The sequence below is a fragment of the Citrobacter sp. Cpo103 genome, assembly GCF_030332605.1.
Classification (GTDB): Bacteria; Pseudomonadota; Gammaproteobacteria; order Enterobacterales; family Enterobacteriaceae; genus Citrobacter; species Citrobacter portucalensis.
This window is the reverse complement of the sequence record NZ_JAOWHO010000029.1, coordinates 118,157-135,088: the sequence shown is the minus strand read 5'-3', so window position 1 is coordinate 135,088 and position 16,932 is coordinate 118,157. Positions and strand designations below refer to the sequence as shown.

Below are 16,932 nucleotides of genomic sequence, written 5' to 3'. Positions count from 1 at the left end.
AAGCCATACCCATAACGATACGCAGAAACACGAGGTCCTCTTTTAATGGCGAATTTTTTCATCGATCGCCCCATTTTTGCCTGGGTGTTAGCTATCCTGTTGTGCCTGACAGGAGCCCTGGCTATTTTTTCACTGCCCGTTGAGCAATATCCCGATCTGGCACCGCCAAACGTGCGGGTCACCGCCAACTATCCCGGCGCTTCGGCTCAGACTCTGGAAAACACCGTCACCCAGGTTATCGAGCAGAACATGACCGGTCTCGATAACCTGATGTACATGTCATCGCAGAGCAGCGGGACAGGTCAGGCGACGGTTACGTTGAGCTTTGTTGCCGGAACCGATCCTGACGAGGCCGTCCAGCAGGTGCAAAACCAGCTGCAATCGGCAATGCGTAAACTGCCGCAGGCGGTACAGGATCAGGGGGTCACGGTGCGTAAGACCGGGGACACCAATATTCTGACTATCGCCTTTGTCTCCACCGATGGCTCAATGGATAAGCAGGACATCGCCGACTATGTCGCCAGTAACATTCAGGATCCGCTTAGCCGTATTAACGGCGTGGGAGATATTGACGCTTACGGCTCACAGTACTCCATGCGTATCTGGCTTGACCCGGCCAAACTGAACAGTTTCCAGATGACCGCTAAAGATGTGACCGACGCTATCGAGTCACAGAATGCGCAGATTGCCGTCGGACAACTTGGCGGTACGCCTTCGGTGGACAAGCAGGCGCTGAACGCGACGATCAACGCCCAGTCGCTACTACAGACTCCGGATGAATTCCGCGCCATTACGCTACGCGTCAACCAGGATGGCTCAGAAGTTAAACTGGGCGATGTGGCGACGGTCGAAATGGGTGCTGAAAAGTATGATTACCTCAGCCGCTTTAATGGAAATCCTGCCTCCGGCCTGGGCGTGAAGCTGGCCTCCGGCGCCAATGAAATGGCGACGGCGGAGCTGGTTATCAACCGTCTGAACGAGCTGTCGCAATATTTTCCACACGGGCTGGAATATAAGGTGGCATATGAAACCACCTCCTTTGTCAAAGCCTCAATCATCGACGTGGTAAAAACCCTGCTGGAAGCGATCGCGCTGGTATTCCTCGTGATGTACCTGTTCCTGCAAAACTTCCGCGCCACGCTGATTCCCACCATCGCCGTTCCCGTCGTCCTGATGGGTACCTTCTCCGTGCTTTACGCCTTTGGCTATAGCGTTAATACCTTGACGATGTTTGCGATGGTGCTGGCGATCGGCCTGCTGGTCGATGACGCCATTGTGGTAGTGGAAAACGTCGAGCGTATTATGAGTGAGGAAGGACTCTCTCCGCGGGAAGCGACACGGAAATCGATGGGGCAAATCCAGGGTGCGCTGGTCGGTATCGCCATGGTGCTGTCAGCGGTGTTTATCCCGATGGCCTTCTTCGGCGGCACTACCGGGGCTATTTACCGTCAGTTCTCGATTACTATCGTCTCCGCTATGGTGCTGTCTGTTCTGGTGGCGATGATCCTGACCCCCGCTCTGTGCGCCACCCTGCTCAAACCGCTGCATAAGGGCGAGCATCACGGACAAACCGGTTTCTTCGGCTGGTTTAACCGGATGTTTAATCGCAACGCCGAGCGCTACGAAAAAGGCGTTGCCAGAATTCTGCACCGCAGTCTGCGCTGGATACTGATCTACGGCCTGCTGCTCGGCGGGATGGTTTTCCTGTTCCTGCGCCTGCCAACCTCCTTCCTGCCGCTGGAAGACCGCGGCATGTTTACCACCTCGGTACAGTTGCCCAGCGGCTCCACGCAGCAGCAAACATTGAAAGTGGTTGAGGAAGTGGAGAAGTATTACTTCACCCATGAGAAAGACAACATTATGTCAGTCTTTTCCACGGTCGGTTCTGGCCCTGGCGGGAACGGTCAAAACGTGGCGCGTATGTTTGTCCGCTTAAAAGGCTGGGATGAGCGCGACACCACTACCGGAACCTCTTTCGCCATCATCGAACGTGCGACCAAAGCCTTTAATAAGATTAAAGAAGCCCGCGTCTTCGCCAGCAGCCCTCCGGCTATCAGCGGTCTCGGAAGCTCTGCCGGTTTCGATATGGAGCTGCAGGATCACGCCGGTGCGGGCCATGATGCGTTAATGGCCGCGCGCGACAAACTCATTGAGTTGGCCGGGAAAGACACCTCCCTGACCCGCGTTCGTCATAACGGTCTGGACGACAGCCCGCAGTTGCAAATTGATATCGATCAGCGCAAAGCCCAGGCGCTGGGCGTTTCCATCGACGACATCAACGACACATTGCAAACGGCCTGGGGTTCCAGCTACGTCAATGACTTTATGGACCGGGGCCGTGTGAAGAAGGTTTACGTGCAGGCGGCAGCAAAATATCGCATGCTCCCGGACGACATCAACCTCTGGTACGTACGCAATAACAACGGTGGCATGGTACCTTTCTCGGCCTTTGCGACTTCACGCTGGGAAACCGGTTCACCACGTCTGGAGCGCTATAACGGCTACTCCGCGGTCGAGATTGTCGGCGAAGCCGCGCCGGGCGTCAGTACCGGTACGGCAATGGACATAATGGAATCGTTGGTGCGCCAGTTGCCGACCGGGTTCGGCCTCGAATGGACGGCGATGTCCTATCAGGAACGGCTGTCGGGTTCTCAGGCCCCCGCCCTGTACGCCATTTCTCTGCTGGTCGTGTTCCTGTGTCTGGCGGCCCTGTATGAAAGCTGGTCGGTACCCTTCTCCGTCATGCTGGTCGTGCCGTTGGGGGTTATTGGCGCGCTACTGGCGACCTGGATGCGCGGCCTGGAAAACGACGTTTATTTCCAGGTCGGGTTACTTACCGTTATCGGGCTATCGGCGAAGAACGCAATATTGATTGTTGAATTCGCCAATGAGATGAACGAGAAAGGACACGATCTGCTCGACGCCACGCTCCATGCTTGTCGCCAACGTTTACGCCCAATCCTGATGACCTCACTGGCGTTTATCTTCGGGGTGCTGCCGATGACCATCAGCAGTGGCGCTGGTTCTGGCGGTCAACATGCAGTGGGGACTGGCGTAATGGGCGGGATGATTTCAGCCACAATACTGGCGATTTACTTCGTTCCCCTGTTCTTTGTGCTGGTGCGCAGACGCTTCCCATTGAAGCCACGCCCAGAATAATCGGGCACAAAAAAGGCGACTTACGTTGAGTCGCCTTTTTTTATCCTTTACAGGATATGAATTTCTTCCAGAAAATTATTTACGAAGCATCACTTCGATAAAGTCTTTCCAGTTCCCCAGTTCACGTTCAATCATAACAACCTCTCTTATTATTATGGGCATTCTACGAAATCATCATCATTAAAAGAAGGCAATTTAACCGATGGTTGCGATTGATTCCTCCAGTGTTTGGGGTTTATGTGATCACTATGCGCTATACCCATAAATTTTATGTGACTAACTGCAATATTTTGAAATATTCATACATCATCTACTACTTTTGCAATTCTGATGGAAAAACAGGCTGATGCAAACAGGCAGATTCTGATTTTTAGTTATACGGTATTTTTTGGAGCTTTCAGGAATCATTATTCACTGTTGTTCAACAATGTTATATTTTTCTATAACGATTGAATGACAATATGTATTATTCATTGCCACAGAATAAAAGAATAAATATTCAAATTACGTCAATAAGGATTCAAATGATCACCCTCTACGGCATTAAGAATTGCGACACGATTAAAAAAGCCAGACGCTGGTTGGAGGCTCAAGGTATTGACTACCGATTTCATGATTATCGCATCGACGGTCTGGACAACACGCTATTACAGTCCTTTATCAGCGAATTAGGTTGGGAGGCGCTGCTCAATACGCGTGGAACCACCTGGCGTAAACTCGATGAATCCACGCGCAGTCAAATCACCGATGCGGCTTCCGCCGCCGCGTTGATGATTGAAATGCCAGCAATTATCAAACGCCCATTGCTCTGCGCGCCGGGTAAGCCTATGCTGCTTGGTTTCAGTGAATCCAGTTATACTCTGTTTTTTAATGAGGTGTAGTCTATGTCGTGCCCGGTCATTGAGCTGACACAGCAGCTTATTCGCCGTCCTTCCCTGAGCCCGGATGATGCCGGGTGCCAGGCGTTAATGATTGAACGCCTGCGCGCGGTAGGTTTTACCGTTGAGCGAATGGACTTTGGTGACACACAGAATTTTTGGGCATGGCGCGGTAAAGGTGAGACCCTGGCATTTGCCGGTCACACCGACGTAGTGCCTGCCGGCGATGTCGATCGCTGGATCAATCCACCGTTCGAACCGACCATTCGCGATGGCATGTTGTTCGGGCGTGGCGCTGCCGATATGAAGGGTTCACTGGCGGCGATGGTCGTGGCCGCAGAACGTTTTGTCGCCCAGCATCCAAACCATCAGGGTCGTCTGGCCTTTTTGATAACGTCTGACGAAGAAGCCAGCGCCAAAAACGGCACCGTGAAGGTGGTTGAAGCGCTGATGGCGCGTAATGAACGACTGGATTATTGCCTGGTGGGTGAGCCATCCAGCACGGAAATCGTTGGCGACGTGGTGAAAAATGGACGTCGTGGTTCACTGACCTGCAACCTGACCATTCACGGCGTGCAGGGCCACGTAGCCTATCCGCATCTGGCCGATAACCCGGTACACCGCGCGGCCCCCATGCTCAACGAACTGGTGGCGATCGAGTGGGATCAGGGTAACGAATTCTTCCCGGCGACCAGCATGCAGATTGCCAATATCCAGGCTGGAACCGGCAGCAACAACGTTATCCCTGGAGAACTGTTTATCCAGTTCAACTTCCGTTTCAGCACTGAGCTGACCGATGAGATGATTAAAGCACGGGTTCACGCGCTGCTGGAGAAACATCAGCTGCGTTATACCGTCGACTGGTGGCTTTCCGGTCAGCCGTTCCTGACCGAACGCGGTAAACTGGTGGATGCAGTGGTGAACGCCATTGAGCACTATAATGAGATTAAACCGCAGTTACTGACTACAGGCGGGACGTCCGACGGGCGTTTTATTGCCCGCATGGGGGCGCAGGTAGTAGAACTTGGGCCGGTCAACGCCACTATTCATAAAATTAATGAATGTGTTAATGCCGCCGACCTGCAGCTGCTTGCCCGTATGTATCAACGTATCATGGAGCAACTCGTCGCCTGATGAGTGTTCCTGTAAGAGGAAATGAGCATGGACTGGCTGGCAAAATATTGGTGGATTCTGGTGTTGGTGTTTCTGGTAGGCGTGCTGCTGAACGTGATTAAAGATCTCAAGCGCGTCGATCACAAGAAATTTCTTGCCAACAAGCCGGAGCTTCCCCCGCATCGTGACTTTAACGATAAATGGGATGACGACGACGATTGGCCGAATAAGGACCAACCGAAGAAATAATTAATAGGCAGATAAGTCCCGTAGGCCCGGTAAGCGTTAGCGCCACCGGGCATTACGTGCCGGATGGCAACGCTTCGCGTTTTATCCGGCCTACGGTGATCAATCAGATCATGGCAATCACATCATCATCGTGAGGCTTACCGCCGCTCAGCGCTTCATCAAAGTAGTGCTTCGGTACGGTAAAACGCAGATGATCGAGCGCAAACTGCATGCTGCGTTCATCAATGGCGTGCCCCAGATTTTCGACGATATCCAGCGTCACGTCTCCACCAGCGCGCATTAACGCTTCCTGCGCGGCAACGGCATGAGATAACTCAATTACCCGGTCTTCACCACCGTGAATCAAATGCACCGTCGTCGCGGTGGTTGCAGCCTCTGGCAAGGTGGCATAGCGGCCATTGAAGGCGATGACCCGCGATGCCAGCCCCGGCTCAGCTTTGATGCTCTCAAGTGACATAATCGCCCCCTGAGAAAAGCCAATCAGCGCGGTTGCCTGCGGCGAAACGCCGCTGTGCTTCTGCCAGTAACGCACGGTTTCGATAAACACCGGCATTATGGCGTCAACGCGTGCCTGACGACTCTCTTCTGTTACGCCCTGCACCGAAAACCACTGACGTCCGGACGTCGTCCCGTAAGGCTCTGCCCCGCCAATGCTAACGATTAGCGCATCCGGAAACAGCGGCGCAAACCAGGTGCCAATTTCACCCATGGCAACCGGATTATCGCCGACGCCATGAAACAGCAGCAGTAGCTGTTGAGCGGGTTTTTCGGGACTTTGAACAACAAAATGGTCATGTTTCATGGCGGTCTCCTTAGCTGATGAGAATCATTCTACGCCGCTTAACCGCAATGACCATGCCAGGAAATTGAAGAAGTTAGTGAAAAAATTGCCATTGCATAATGCGATTATGTAGCCGCTGTTCACGCTCTGCATCCAGCTGATTTAATGCCTGCGCCGCTTCGGCGCGCTGAATGACCAGCAACGCTTTACGACCAGAAATCTTGAGCTGTTGGCACAATTCGGCGTCGCTACGTTTAGCCTGGATGCGTCCGCGCAAGGCCGGAAGAGGTAATTCACTGTGCTCAAGCAGACGACTCAGACAGCCTAGAGACGTCAATAATGGCCGATGCGCGAAGGCAAACCCAGCCAGCTCAGCCCAGTCATCCTCATTAAGCGTAGCCTCTTTCAGAGGGACCAGCGGAATGTTCTCACCGTTCCATCGCGCAAGGATTTCCGCATCACGACGCAAATGCTGGTGCTCCCGCTCAGCAAGGCGTTTCCCCGTTTCGCTAATGGGAAGTAACGCCATGGCGGTATAACAGCCGCTGCTGGCTTCCCGATGATTTCCCATTCGCACCAGCACAAAACCGCAGCGCTGCCAGAAACGCCATAGTTCAGCCGTATACCCAAAACTGACCGACAGATAGTCACACGATGTGGAATAGCGGTAGGCCAGCATAATCAGCTGTTGCCCAATACTTTCTCTTTGGCGCGCAGGATGAACCGCAATTCGACTGACCCGTCTCCCGACGAGCGTCGCCGCCAACGGGTCACCACCGTGCGCCGCCAGCGACTGCGCAACCAGATTCCCTCTCGGTCGGCGATATCCGGCCCAGACGGCCTGGCTTAATTCTGCGGATAGTCCCCCTTCATCGACCAACCAGACGGCTCCCGCCACTGAGTCAGCGGTTGATGCCTGAAGAAAATGCTGTCCAGGCGCGTCCATCATTCGTCGCAGGTCCAATGGCGAGGTGCGATAATGCGCTCCGGAAAGCAGTTGGTATACCGCTAACGGCAGCGCCGGGTTAGCATGCCAGGACTGTTGCTCAAATGCCGAGAAGTGAAGCTCCCCCAATGGGGCATGCGTGAACGTTTCATCATCAAACACCAGCGCATCGCTGACGATTTGCTCCAGCGGACATCCCTGCGCCCAGCGTACCGGTTGCTGCAATTCATAGCGTTGAAGATTGGGGAAGCGGGCACAGAATTTCAGCAAGAAGCCTCTCCCCGTTCCCTCGTAGCCTTGTACTGTAGTGGTTAACAGCGTACGAGGAAAACGCGCCACCAGTTGATGCAACAGCGGCGCGGGGATCGCGGCGGCTTCATCCACAATTAGCCAGTCTGCGATTGCAGAACTGCTTAACAGCGCATCCGGGGCCATAAAACGGTAACGCTCCCCGGCAAATTGCGCCAGCACATCGGTTGCCGCTTTGGCAGGCGCTGTCACAATCGCAGTGCCGTTAATCCGCGCTATGAGTTGCCCTGCCAGAGCGGATTTACCCCGACCCCGTGCCGCCGTCACCGCAACCACACCGGGAGGCATAGCCAGCAAATGATTTAATATCATCGCCTGTTCTGGCTGGGGTTCGCCGGTTGCCGCGTGCCAGGCTGCGCGAGCAGGAAAGTGCGGACAGGAAACCGGCTGATGCTGTTGCCAGTGCAGAGCCTGTCTATCGCGGGAAATCACCCGTTTGACGTGTTCAATAAAGTGCGGTGTAGGGATAGGTTCAGCACAATCGCTCCAGCGTAGTGAATCCGCGTCCGGATGCGTGTGCCAGGAATGCCAGGGTGGGGTCAGCAATACCAGCCAACTGCCAGAAAGCAGTGTGCCGCTTAAGGCGGCAAACGCCGCAGCGTCAAAACCTTGCCTGGCGTCAAAAACCGCATGACGAAACTCGCGCCCTAATAATGTTTTTAGCGCCTGCGGCGTACAGCACGGCTCGGTAGGGGCTTGCTCCCCTACCCACAGCCAGTCGCCGGGTAACATGCTGCGTAGCGCTAATGCCTGTTCCTGACACCAGTTATCCTCGCCGCTGATAATCAGCAGACGACGGATCCCTTCGAGGGTCATTTGTTCGGTTAACGTGCTCAGCGCCGTGTTATCGGACATCCCTGCCTCAGTATCTTAAATACCTTTACCAAAGGTATTACATTGCCCCGGATCGCCGCTATCAAAACCGCGTTTGAACCAGGTAAAACGCTGTTCAGAGGTTCCGTGAGTAAAGCTGTCCGGCACGACGCGTCCTTGTCCCTGCTGTTGCAGACGATCGTCACCAATGGCCTGTGCGGCGTTCAGTGCCTCTTCCAGGTCACCAGACTCCAGTACGCCCTGCTGCTGCATGCTGTGGCCCCAGACACCGGCAAAGCAGTCTGCCTGCAGTTCCATTCGAACGGAAAGACGGTTCACTTCTGCCTGTGAGGCATTCTGCTGCATCTGACGAACTTTAGGTTCAATGCCCAGCAGTTTCTGCACGTGGTGACCCACTTCATGGGCGATAACATAGCCCTGAGCAAAATCACCATCAGCGCCCAGCTTGTTTTTCATGTCGTCATAGAATGAAAGGTCGATGTAAACCGTACCATCTGCCGGGCAATAAAATGGCCCCATCACGGACTGACCCGCGCCGCAGCCGGTACGCGTCGCGCCCCGGTACATCACCAGCTTCGGCTGTTGGTAGGTGCGGCCCATTTTTTCAAACTGCTGTCCCCAGGTATCTTCTGTGGTAGCCAGAATCACCGAGGTAAATTTTGCCGCTTCATCATCGTTTGGGCTGATGGAGCGTGATGATTGCTGTTGGGAGACCGGCTGGCCAGTCATTAGCCCGGTGAGATCCACGCCATAATAACCCGCCACCAGCACCACAATCAGCAGAATGATGCCGCCTTTACCACTGGGCAGACGAAAACCAGGCCCACCCATAGAGGGGCCGCCGCCAGAGCTGTTTCGTCTGTCTTCCACGTTGTCACTTTCACGACGCCCTTGCCAGCGCATAATCACCTCAACTTTTTATTCATTATGATGATGATCGTAGGCGGTTCGGAACAGGATTACCATAAGAAATAGTAATCAAATCAGGTGGGGTTAATGAGCCGGAGAGCGATCGCCGGCTCAGGGGATGATTAGTCTAACTTCACACCCAGGCGATGCGCGACGGCTTCATAGGCTTCGATCAGGCCGCCCAGACTCTGGCGGAAGCGATCTTTGTCCATTTTATCCAGCGTTTCTTTGTCCCACAGGCGGCTACCGTCCGGTGAGAATTCATCACCCAGGACCACTTCACCTTTATACAAACCAAACTCAAGTTTGAAGTCGACCAGAATCAGACCAGCATCATCAAACATCTTTTTCAGCACGTCGTTAGCTTTGTAGGTCAGCTCTTTCATACGTGCCAGATTCTCTTTGCTCACCCAACCAAAAGTTTCGCAATAGGAATCGTTAATCATTGGATCGTGCATAGCATCGTTTTTCAGGAACAGATCAAACAGCGGCGGATTCAGTTCAATACCTTCCTCAACGCCTAAACGCTTAACCAGAGAGCCTGCCGCGCGGTTACGTACCACACATTCAACCGGTACCATCTCCAGTTTTTTCACCAGACATTCGGTATCAGAAAGCAGTCGCTCCATCTGGGTAGGAATACCCGCTTCTTGCAGTTTAGTCATAATGAAATGGTTGAATTTGTTGTTCACCATGCCTTTACGGTCAAACTGTTCAATGCGCGCGCCATCCCCTGCTGACGTATCATTGCGGAATTCGAGCACCAACAGGTCCGGGTTTTCCGTGCTGTATACGGTCTTCGCTTTACCACGATACAACTCAGCTTGCTTTTGCATCTTTATTACTCCTGGGTGTGAATTAACGATAAATATTGCGTTTTTCTGCCGACGCACACGTTTGCGTATCATATCAGAAAAAAAGGGCTGGAGTTATCCAGCCCTTTATTTTTACTTACTGAACGCTGCCTGGAAGACGGCGACCAGCGCGTCGTTCTGGCTTTGCGTCAGGGTATGCCCCTTCGGATCGATAAACTGCAAGCTACTGCGGTTGTCTAAATCACCGACCTGCAGTTTATAGTCGCCGGATACCAGACCCGGGTCGCTTGCACCCAACTCCTGCCAGTTGCTATCGGACAGTGGTTTGTAGGTCACCGCGATGCTGCCCTGAGAACGGGTGCTGTCGGTTACCTTCATCCCCACTTTCTCAAGCGCTGCCGGCAGACGCTGCCACACCACGTTGAACGGCCCGCGTACCACCAGCATTGGTAAACCGGTGTCATCGGCGGCGCTCTGAACATCCATGGTGGCTGCAGAGCGGTTCTGCGCGGCATTCGCGGCGTCTGTGGCGTTCTTATCCAGACCAGCAGAGATAACGTTCATCATTTCAGCGCTGTAGCGCTGCATTGATGCCGCATCGGCTACGGGTTTACCCGCCTGCTCGAGGTTAACCAGTTTCACCGTTACCGCTTGCTGATAGCCCTGCGGTTTAACCGAGATTTGATAACGTCCACGGTACTGCTCGTCTTCATCCAGACGGTTCCAGTCAACCCAGTCGGTGGTCAACGTCTGGCTGGCATCATCACGTTTGGTGATCGTGTAGTTTTTAGACTGAATGACGCTAACGACCTGCGGCCACAGTGTGTTGCCACGACCGTTTTCCACCAGTAATGTCGACGTATCACCCGCGATCTGTGTGCGAGCACCGGTGACTAATGCTAACGGCTGAGCCGGTGGACGAATATCCAGCGCTTTACCCACGGCACCACTGCCGTTGGTTACCGGGATATTATAGTCGCCCGACATAACCGGCAAAATCATCCCAGCTGGAGCATGAAGCTCAGCAAGCGGTGCGGCCTCCAGATAGGATTCATCACCGCTCACCTGGCGCTTATAGCGCGAGTCAGAGCTACAGGCCGCGAGCAACATAACAAGCGAAACACCCGCAACCTTGGCCAGGCGCGACTTTTGTACTGAGTAAGCCATCAAATCTCCCTAAACTTTACAGCAAACCGGCATGCTTAAGCGCCGCTTTGACGATTTCACGAGCATTGTCCGTGATTGGCGTCATCGGCAGACGTAGCGTATCGGTCGCCACAAGTCCCAACTCCTTACACGCCCATTTCACGGGAATAGGGTTGGGTTCGACAAATAGTTTGTTGTGTAACGGCATCAGACGTTGGTTAATCACCCGCGCCTCGGCAAATTGCCCGGCTGCCGCCAGTTTGCACATTTCAGCCATATCACGTGCCGCAACGTTAGACGTTACGGAAATCACGCCATGACCACCGAGCTGCATAAAATCCAGTCCGGTCGCGTCATCACCGCTGAGCAGAATAAAGTCGTCCGAAACCAGCTCTTTGATCTGGTGAACGCGACTTAAGTTCCCCGTGGCCTCTTTAATAGCGATAATATTTTTAACTTTCGCCAGACGACCAACGGTTTCCGGCAGCATATCGCAGCCAGTACGGGACGGCACATTATACAGAATTTGCGGCAGGTCAGTATGCTCAGCAATGGCTTTGAAATGCTGGAACAAACCTTCCTGGGTTGGGCGGTTGTAGTAAGGCGTCACCGTCAGGCAGCCGACAACACCGCTGTCGTTGAAACGCTGCGTCAGACTAATGGCTTCCGCGGTCGCATTGGCGCCGGTTCCGGCAATCACCGGAATACGCCCGTCAGCCAGTTCCAGCGTCATCATCACCACATCGCCATGTTCATCATGACTCAGGGTGGCGGACTCACCGGTGGTGCCAACAGAAACGATCGCCGAGGTGCCGCTGGCGACATGATAATCAATCAGTTTTTTCAGGCTCGACCGGCAGACTTTACCTTTCTCATCCATCGGCGTAACAAGCGCGACAATACTTCCCGTGAACATGGGCCATCCTCTGTGCAAACAAGTGTCTCAATGGTACGTTTGGTACGACAATAAAAGCAAGCGACCAGAGCCGTTCTGATTGTTGTATGCATGTTTTTTTTATGCTTTCCTTATGATTACCTCACCGCTCAAAGGAAGAACAGGTTTGACATCGTCATCGCAACACTATCTGGTCATTACTGCGCTGGGTGCCGATCGCCCAGGAATTGTGAACACCATCACGCGTCATGTCAGCAGTTGCGGCTGTAATATCGAAGACAGCCGACTGGCCATGCTGGGTGATGAGTTCACGTTTATCATGTTGCTGTCGGGAACCTGGAATGCCATCACCCTGATTGAATCAACCCTGCCATTAAAAGGCGCAGAGCTGGATTTACTCATTGTGATGAAGCGCACGACCGCGCGCCCCCGTCCGGCAATGCCTGCTACGGTATGGGTGCAGGTCGATGTCCCTGATTCTCCCCATTTGATTGAACGCTTCACCGCTCTGTTTGACAGCCACCAAATGAATATTGCGGAACTGGTTTCACGCACGCAACCGGCAGAGAATGGAAAGGCGGCGCAGTTGTTTATTCAAATTACCGCACATAGTCCTGCGTCACATGATTCGGCAAATATTGAAGATGCGTTTAAAGCACTCTGTACAGAACTCAATGCGCAAGGCAGTATTAACGTCGTCAATTACTCACAGCATGATGAACAGGATGGAGTTAAGTAATGAACCCACTGAAAGCCGGTGATATCGCACCGAAATTTAGCTTGCCGGATCAAGACGGAGAACAAGTAAATTTAACCGACTTCCAGGGACAGCGTGTTCTGGTTTATTTTTACCCGAAAGCCATGACACCCGGCTGTACCGTACAGGCCTGCGGCCTGCGCGATAACATGGATGAGTTAAAAAAAGCGGGTGTTGAAGTGCTGGGGATCAGCACTGACAAACCAGAGAAGCTTTCCCGATTCGCGGAGAAAGAAGTCCTGAATTTCACGCTCCTGTCCGATGAAGATCATCAGGTTTGCGAGCAGTTCGGCGTCTGGGGTGAGAAGTCATTTATGGGCAAAACCTACGATGGCATCCACCGCATCAGCTTCCTGATTGATGCCGAAGGGAAAATTGAGCATGTGTTTGATGACTTCAAAACCAGCAACCACCACGACGTGGTAATGAACTGGCTGAAAGAGAACGCCTGACCGTGAAATGCCGGATGGCGGTGTGAACGCCTTATCCGGCATACGTGCGTGCATTTGTAGGCCGGATAAGGCGTTAGCGTCGCCATCCGGCAGATGACCGCCCGGTTACTCAAACGTCCCTTTCACGCACGCTTTCTGCTCTTTCACCACGGCTTTTCCCTTCGCCCACAGGTGATGAACTTCCAGCGCGTCGTTGAGCACCAGAATGTCCGCATCGCATCCCACCGCCAGACGCCCTTTATGCTCCAGTGCCAAAAATTCTGCGACCGTACGCGTCAGCGGACACAGCGCCTGTTCCAGCGGTATGGCATGAATCTTCACCAACTGGCGCACCGTCTCGGCCAGTGATTCAAACCCCGCGACACCGATGCCGGTGAGATTGCCAAGCTCATCAAATTCCGGCTGGCTGCCGTTGCCATCCGAGCTAAGGGTAATGCGCGACAGCGGCACGTTCTGGCGTAGCGCCGTGGCGATAGCCGTGGCCGGGTCGACGGGCTCATCAATGCTGCTGGTAATGTCGATATAACCGCCTTTACGGGCATACTCCAGCGCCGCCTGGAACAACGGTTCCGCACGGTTAACGTGTGTCGGCAACAGTTTAGTAATCGGCACATCGCAACATTCAAGGATCTGGTACAACGGTTCCAGCATGTGCGGGCTGTCGCCCATATGGAAAACGCTGATCCCCGGTTTGCGCCCTAACAATCCGCCGACACGCGACTGCGCCGCCATATTTGCCAGCGCCGAGGTCTCCGGGGCTGAAGAACGATGGTCCGAAACCGCACATTTCACACCAATAACTTTATCAATCAGCGCCACATCGCGATCGATACTGCCGGTGATCGTCGGGGAAGGCAGAGAATACGCCCCGGTCAGCATCCATGCGCTGATGCCTTCAAACTCCAGCGCGAGGGTTTTTGCCAGCAGCGATTCCGGGTGACGGGTAATGCCATCGGTACCCAGCAAACCCACCACCGACGTGACGCCAGCTTCAACCAGCCGTGACAAGCGCACTTCCGGGGTGCGGGTATGCGGCCCCGCCTCCCCACCGCCGCCAATAAGATGGACGTGTTGATCGATAAATCCTGGGCATACAATCGCGCCGTCAAGATTGATACACTCGCAACCGGGAAAGTCTTCAGGAGAAATTGACGGGGCGATGGCAACAATTTTGCTGCCGGAGACCAGTATATCCTGTCGCCCTAAATCTTCCGGCGCATACACGTGTCCCTGCTGGAACAACGTCAAATCAAGAATTGAACAGTTCATAACCTTCCTTGTCAGGCAATAACCTGCATAACCCAAATAGAGAGCAGCGCATTAATGACGCATACCGCAATAATTAGCGGGTAATAACGAGGATGAACCCCCGCGGTCCCCAGACAACGGCCCACATTTTGCACCGGATTTCCCATCAGGTAGATAGCCGGTAACAACACCGTGGCATCATGTCCCGAAAGCGTACCGGCGACAACCAGGCTGGCGCACACGCCGACGCCGCCTCCCATACTCATCACCGCTGCCAGCAGCACAGTGGCAGATTCCCCCGGCAGCCCCCACAGCGCCATTACCGGCTCGCATACCCGCCCGACAACCTCGAGCAGCCCTGTCACCTTCAGCGCCTGAATAATCACAAACGCCATCACCACGTTAGGCAACAGACTGGTTGTTGCAATGGTAAACCCGCGCCGTGCGCCATCGATAAACATATCCATGACGTTTTTACGTACCTGTGTTGTCATCTCACGCCTCCTGCTGCATACGGCGATTTTCCAGCTGCGCGATCCATACACGCAACAGGTTCGCGCCCACAAATTTGAAGACAAGGATCACCGCCAGCGGCGTAATCACCGGAACGGTCACCATCGTAAACAGCGCTGCGCCAGAAGAAAAATAGTTGGTAATGCACGCGCTGCCGCTGGTTTGCCAGCAGGCAAAAATAGCGCGTTCCTGCTCTGTGATAATGCCCTCTTCCGCCATTTCTTTGGTCATCCCGGCCGCGGCATCGGTATTTTGCAAATTCGCAATCAACGCCAGCGAACAAATACCCGGAATGCCCAGTAACGGACGCAGGACCGGCGTCATCAGCTGTTGTGCCGCGCGCAACCCACCCAACCCTTCGGTGACAGAAATAATCCCAAGCGAAAGAATGACGGAAGGTGCCAGCTCAAGCGCGAATAAGAAACCGTCTTTGGCCCCCATCCCCCCTGTGCCACGAAAAGAGACCGCCGTGCCGCCCGCAGCATTAATCTGCCCAAACGCACCGTTGAGGACGGTGAAGTCAAAGACCCGCCACCATTCGGTACTTTTCGCAAACATGCCGGAAAAAAGAATAATCGTAATAAAAAAAGCGAGATAACCGCCCCATCCCACCTTTTGCTGCGTGTGTGTGCTGTGATCCATTTTGTTCTCCTGTTGGCCTTAATCCTTGTGTGACTAAAAGACATCACGATGGTCAAGTTAAAGACAAACGCGGAGAAAAACGACACCAGAGGAGATTATTCAGAAAGAGTGGATAGAGGTCAGACAAGTTCAGATCCGGCGACATGATATCGCCGGATCTTGCAGATTAGGGTTCGTCAACGACCTGACCATCCGGCCAGGCATGCATTACCGCTTTGATTAACGTCGCCAGAGGAATCGCAAAGAATACGCCCCAGAATCCCCACAAACCGCCGAAAATCACCACGGAGAGAATAATGACCAGTGGATGCAGATTGACCGCCTCGGAGAACAGCACGGGAACCAGCAAATTGCCGTCCAGCGCCTGGATTATCAGGTACACGGCAAAACAGCTCCAGAACTCAGTGCCAAGGCCAAACTGGAACAGCGCCACGCCAACCACCGGAATCGTCACCACAAAAGCGCCGATATACGGGATCAGCACAGAGAACCCGACCAGCACCGCCAGCAGCAGCGAATAGTTGAGACCAAACAGCAGGAAGCCGAGCCAGGTCGCTACGCCGACCACCACCATTTCCAGCACCTTTCCGCGGATATAGTTGGTGATTTGCTGATTCATCTCTTTCCATACCTGCCCCGCCAGCCCGCGGTTACGCGGCAGCACCCGGCGCACAGCGTTCAGCATCTGTCCTTTATCTTTGATCAGGAAGAACACCATCAATGGGACAAGAACAAGATAGACCGCCAGGGTCAGCAATCCAACCAGTGAGGCTAACGAATATTTCACCACCGAATCGCCCATGGTGAGCATTCGCGAGCGCATATTTTCCGCCATCGCATCAATGATGCCTGCATCCATCAGCGCCGGGTAACGTCGTGGCAAGGTGGCGGCAAAATCAGACAATTTATTGAGCATGCCGGGCATGTCGCGGATCAGGTAAATTCCCTGCTGCCACGCAACGGGCATCACCACAAAGGCCATCAGTAGTAAAATACCGACAAACACCACCAGCACAATCGATGTCGCCCAACGTCGTGAACAACCAATATGTTCCAGCCGCACTGTCGGCCATTCAAGCAGGTACGCCAGCACAATGGCGACCAGCAGCGGCGCCAAAAGGCCGCTAAAGAAAAACAGGATGCCAAAACCGGCAACAAGAATAATCAGCAGGGCGATGGCTTCGGGGTCGCTAAAGCGGCGACGATACCATTGCATCAACATTTCGAGCATAAAACCCTTCCATGAACCCAATAGCGGGATTGCGATCCCGAATTGTATCGAAATG

Annotated in this window: 17 protein-coding genes; 6 read left to right on the top strand and 11 right to left on the bottom strand. The window is 53.7% G+C overall.

The features are described from left to right. The first annotated feature begins 45 nt into the window (after nucleotides 1-45). Nucleotides 46-3,159, top strand: coding sequence for a multidrug efflux RND transporter permease AcrD (gene acrD, locus OGX89_RS09355; protein WP_125112679.1), 3,114 nt, complete (start codon nucleotides 46-48; stop codon nucleotides 3,157-3,159). A 75-nt stretch (nucleotides 3,160-3,234) separates the two neighbouring features. Here the strand turns inward: acrD and ypfM are convergent, their stop codons facing one another. Then, nucleotides 3,235-3,294: a protein YpfM gene (gene ypfM / locus OGX89_RS09350; protein WP_001386977.1), complete on the bottom strand. Its 60-nt coding sequence runs from the start codon at nucleotides 3,292-3,294 to the stop codon at nucleotides 3,235-3,237. 389 nt (nucleotides 3,295-3,683) lie between these two features. On the opposite strand from ypfM, the gene OGX89_RS09345 reads away from it, so the two are divergent. The 3 genes from OGX89_RS09345 to OGX89_RS09335 are packed head-to-tail and all read left to right on the top strand — an operon-like array spanning nucleotide 3,684 to nucleotide 5,399. Continuing rightward, nucleotides 3,684-4,040, top strand: coding sequence for an ArsC family reductase (locus OGX89_RS09345; protein ID WP_086504403.1), 357 nt, complete (start codon nucleotides 3,684-3,686; stop codon nucleotides 4,038-4,040). Nucleotides 4,041-4,043: 3 nt separating this feature from the next. Continuing rightward, nucleotides 4,044-5,171, top strand: coding sequence for a succinyl-diaminopimelate desuccinylase (gene dapE / locus OGX89_RS09340; RefSeq protein WP_003037976.1), 1,128 nt, complete (start codon nucleotides 4,044-4,046; stop codon nucleotides 5,169-5,171). A gap of 27 nt (nucleotides 5,172-5,198) precedes the next feature. After that, nucleotides 5,199-5,399 (top strand): YpfN family protein, encoded by a 201-nt coding sequence (locus OGX89_RS09335; RefSeq protein ID WP_003835080.1) that lies wholly within the window; start codon nucleotides 5,199-5,201, stop codon nucleotides 5,397-5,399. 103 nt (nucleotides 5,400-5,502) lie between these two features. On the opposite strand, the gene ypfH is transcribed toward OGX89_RS09335, so the two are convergent. The 6 genes from ypfH to dapA all read right to left on the bottom strand — a co-directional run bounded on the left by ypfH (nucleotide 5,503) and on the right by dapA (nucleotide 12,055). Continuing rightward, nucleotides 5,503-6,201 carry an esterase gene (gene ypfH, locus OGX89_RS09330; protein ID WP_063941697.1) on the bottom strand — a complete coding sequence of 233 codons (699 nt, stop codon included), beginning with the start codon at nucleotides 6,199-6,201 and terminating at the stop codon, nucleotides 5,503-5,505. A 73-nt stretch (nucleotides 6,202-6,274) separates the two neighbouring features. Beyond that, the gene (locus OGX89_RS09325) at nucleotides 6,275-8,290 is read right to left on the bottom strand and encodes a tRNA(Met) cytidine acetyltransferase TmcA (protein ID WP_125112680.1); all 2,016 of its coding nucleotides are present in this window, start codon (nucleotides 8,288-8,290) and stop codon (nucleotides 6,275-6,277) included. Nucleotides 8,291-8,305: 15 nt separating this feature from the next. Further along, nucleotides 8,306-9,172 carry a KPN_02809 family neutral zinc metallopeptidase gene (gene ypfJ / locus OGX89_RS09320; RefSeq protein WP_003037967.1) on the bottom strand — a complete coding sequence of 289 codons (867 nt, stop codon included), beginning with the start codon at nucleotides 9,170-9,172 and terminating at the stop codon, nucleotides 8,306-8,308. A 128-nt stretch (nucleotides 9,173-9,300) separates the two neighbouring features. Then, nucleotides 9,301-10,014, bottom strand: a complete 714-nt coding sequence (purC, locus tag OGX89_RS09315) for a phosphoribosylaminoimidazolesuccinocarboxamide synthase (protein WP_003835086.1) — start codon at nucleotides 10,012-10,014, stop codon at nucleotides 9,301-9,303. 111 nt (nucleotides 10,015-10,125) lie between these two features. Next, nucleotides 10,126-11,160, bottom strand: a complete 1,035-nt coding sequence (gene bamC / locus OGX89_RS09310) for an outer membrane protein assembly factor BamC (RefSeq protein ID WP_003835088.1) — start codon at nucleotides 11,158-11,160, stop codon at nucleotides 10,126-10,128. A 16-nt stretch (nucleotides 11,161-11,176) separates the two neighbouring features. Beyond that, nucleotides 11,177-12,055 (bottom strand): 4-hydroxy-tetrahydrodipicolinate synthase, encoded by an 879-nt coding sequence (gene dapA / locus OGX89_RS09305; RefSeq protein ID WP_003037957.1) that lies wholly within the window; start codon nucleotides 12,053-12,055, stop codon nucleotides 11,177-11,179. Nucleotides 12,056-12,200: 145 nt separating this feature from the next. Here dapA and OGX89_RS09300 point away from each other — a divergent pair, with 145 nt between their 5' ends. Together OGX89_RS09300 and bcp are read left to right on the top strand one after the other, a co-directional pair. Further along, nucleotides 12,201-12,773, top strand: coding sequence for a glycine cleavage system transcriptional repressor (locus OGX89_RS09300; protein WP_003037954.1), 573 nt, complete (start codon nucleotides 12,201-12,203; stop codon nucleotides 12,771-12,773). Then, the gene (bcp, locus tag OGX89_RS09295) at nucleotides 12,773-13,243 is read left to right on the top strand and encodes a thioredoxin-dependent thiol peroxidase (RefSeq protein ID WP_003835095.1); all 471 of its coding nucleotides are present in this window, start codon (nucleotides 12,773-12,775) and stop codon (nucleotides 13,241-13,243) included. The genes OGX89_RS09300 and bcp overlap by 1 nt, the downstream gene beginning before the upstream one ends. Before the next feature lie 105 nt (nucleotides 13,244-13,348). On the opposite strand, the gene iadA is transcribed toward bcp, so the two are convergent. The 4 genes from iadA to OGX89_RS09275 form a co-directional block, all read right to left on the bottom strand. Next, entirely contained in the window at nucleotides 13,349-14,512 is a 1,164-nt protein-coding gene (gene iadA / locus OGX89_RS09290) for a beta-aspartyl-peptidase (protein ID WP_125112681.1), read from the bottom strand. Nucleotides 14,513-14,523: 11 nt separating this feature from the next. Next, entirely contained in the window at nucleotides 14,524-14,985 is a 462-nt protein-coding gene (locus OGX89_RS09285; RefSeq protein ID WP_003835099.1) for a YjiG family protein, read from the bottom strand. 1 nt (nucleotide 14,986) lies between these two features. Further along, the gene (locus tag OGX89_RS09280) at nucleotides 14,987-15,646 is read right to left on the bottom strand and encodes a nucleoside recognition domain-containing protein (protein ID WP_063941700.1); all 660 of its coding nucleotides are present in this window, start codon (nucleotides 15,644-15,646) and stop codon (nucleotides 14,987-14,989) included. A 166-nt stretch (nucleotides 15,647-15,812) separates the two neighbouring features. Beyond that, complete coding sequence (locus OGX89_RS09275; protein ID WP_003037941.1) at nucleotides 15,813-16,877, bottom strand: AI-2E family transporter; 1,065 nt, start codon at nucleotides 16,875-16,877, stop codon at nucleotides 15,813-15,815. Between the last annotated feature and the right edge of the window lie 55 nt (nucleotides 16,878-16,932).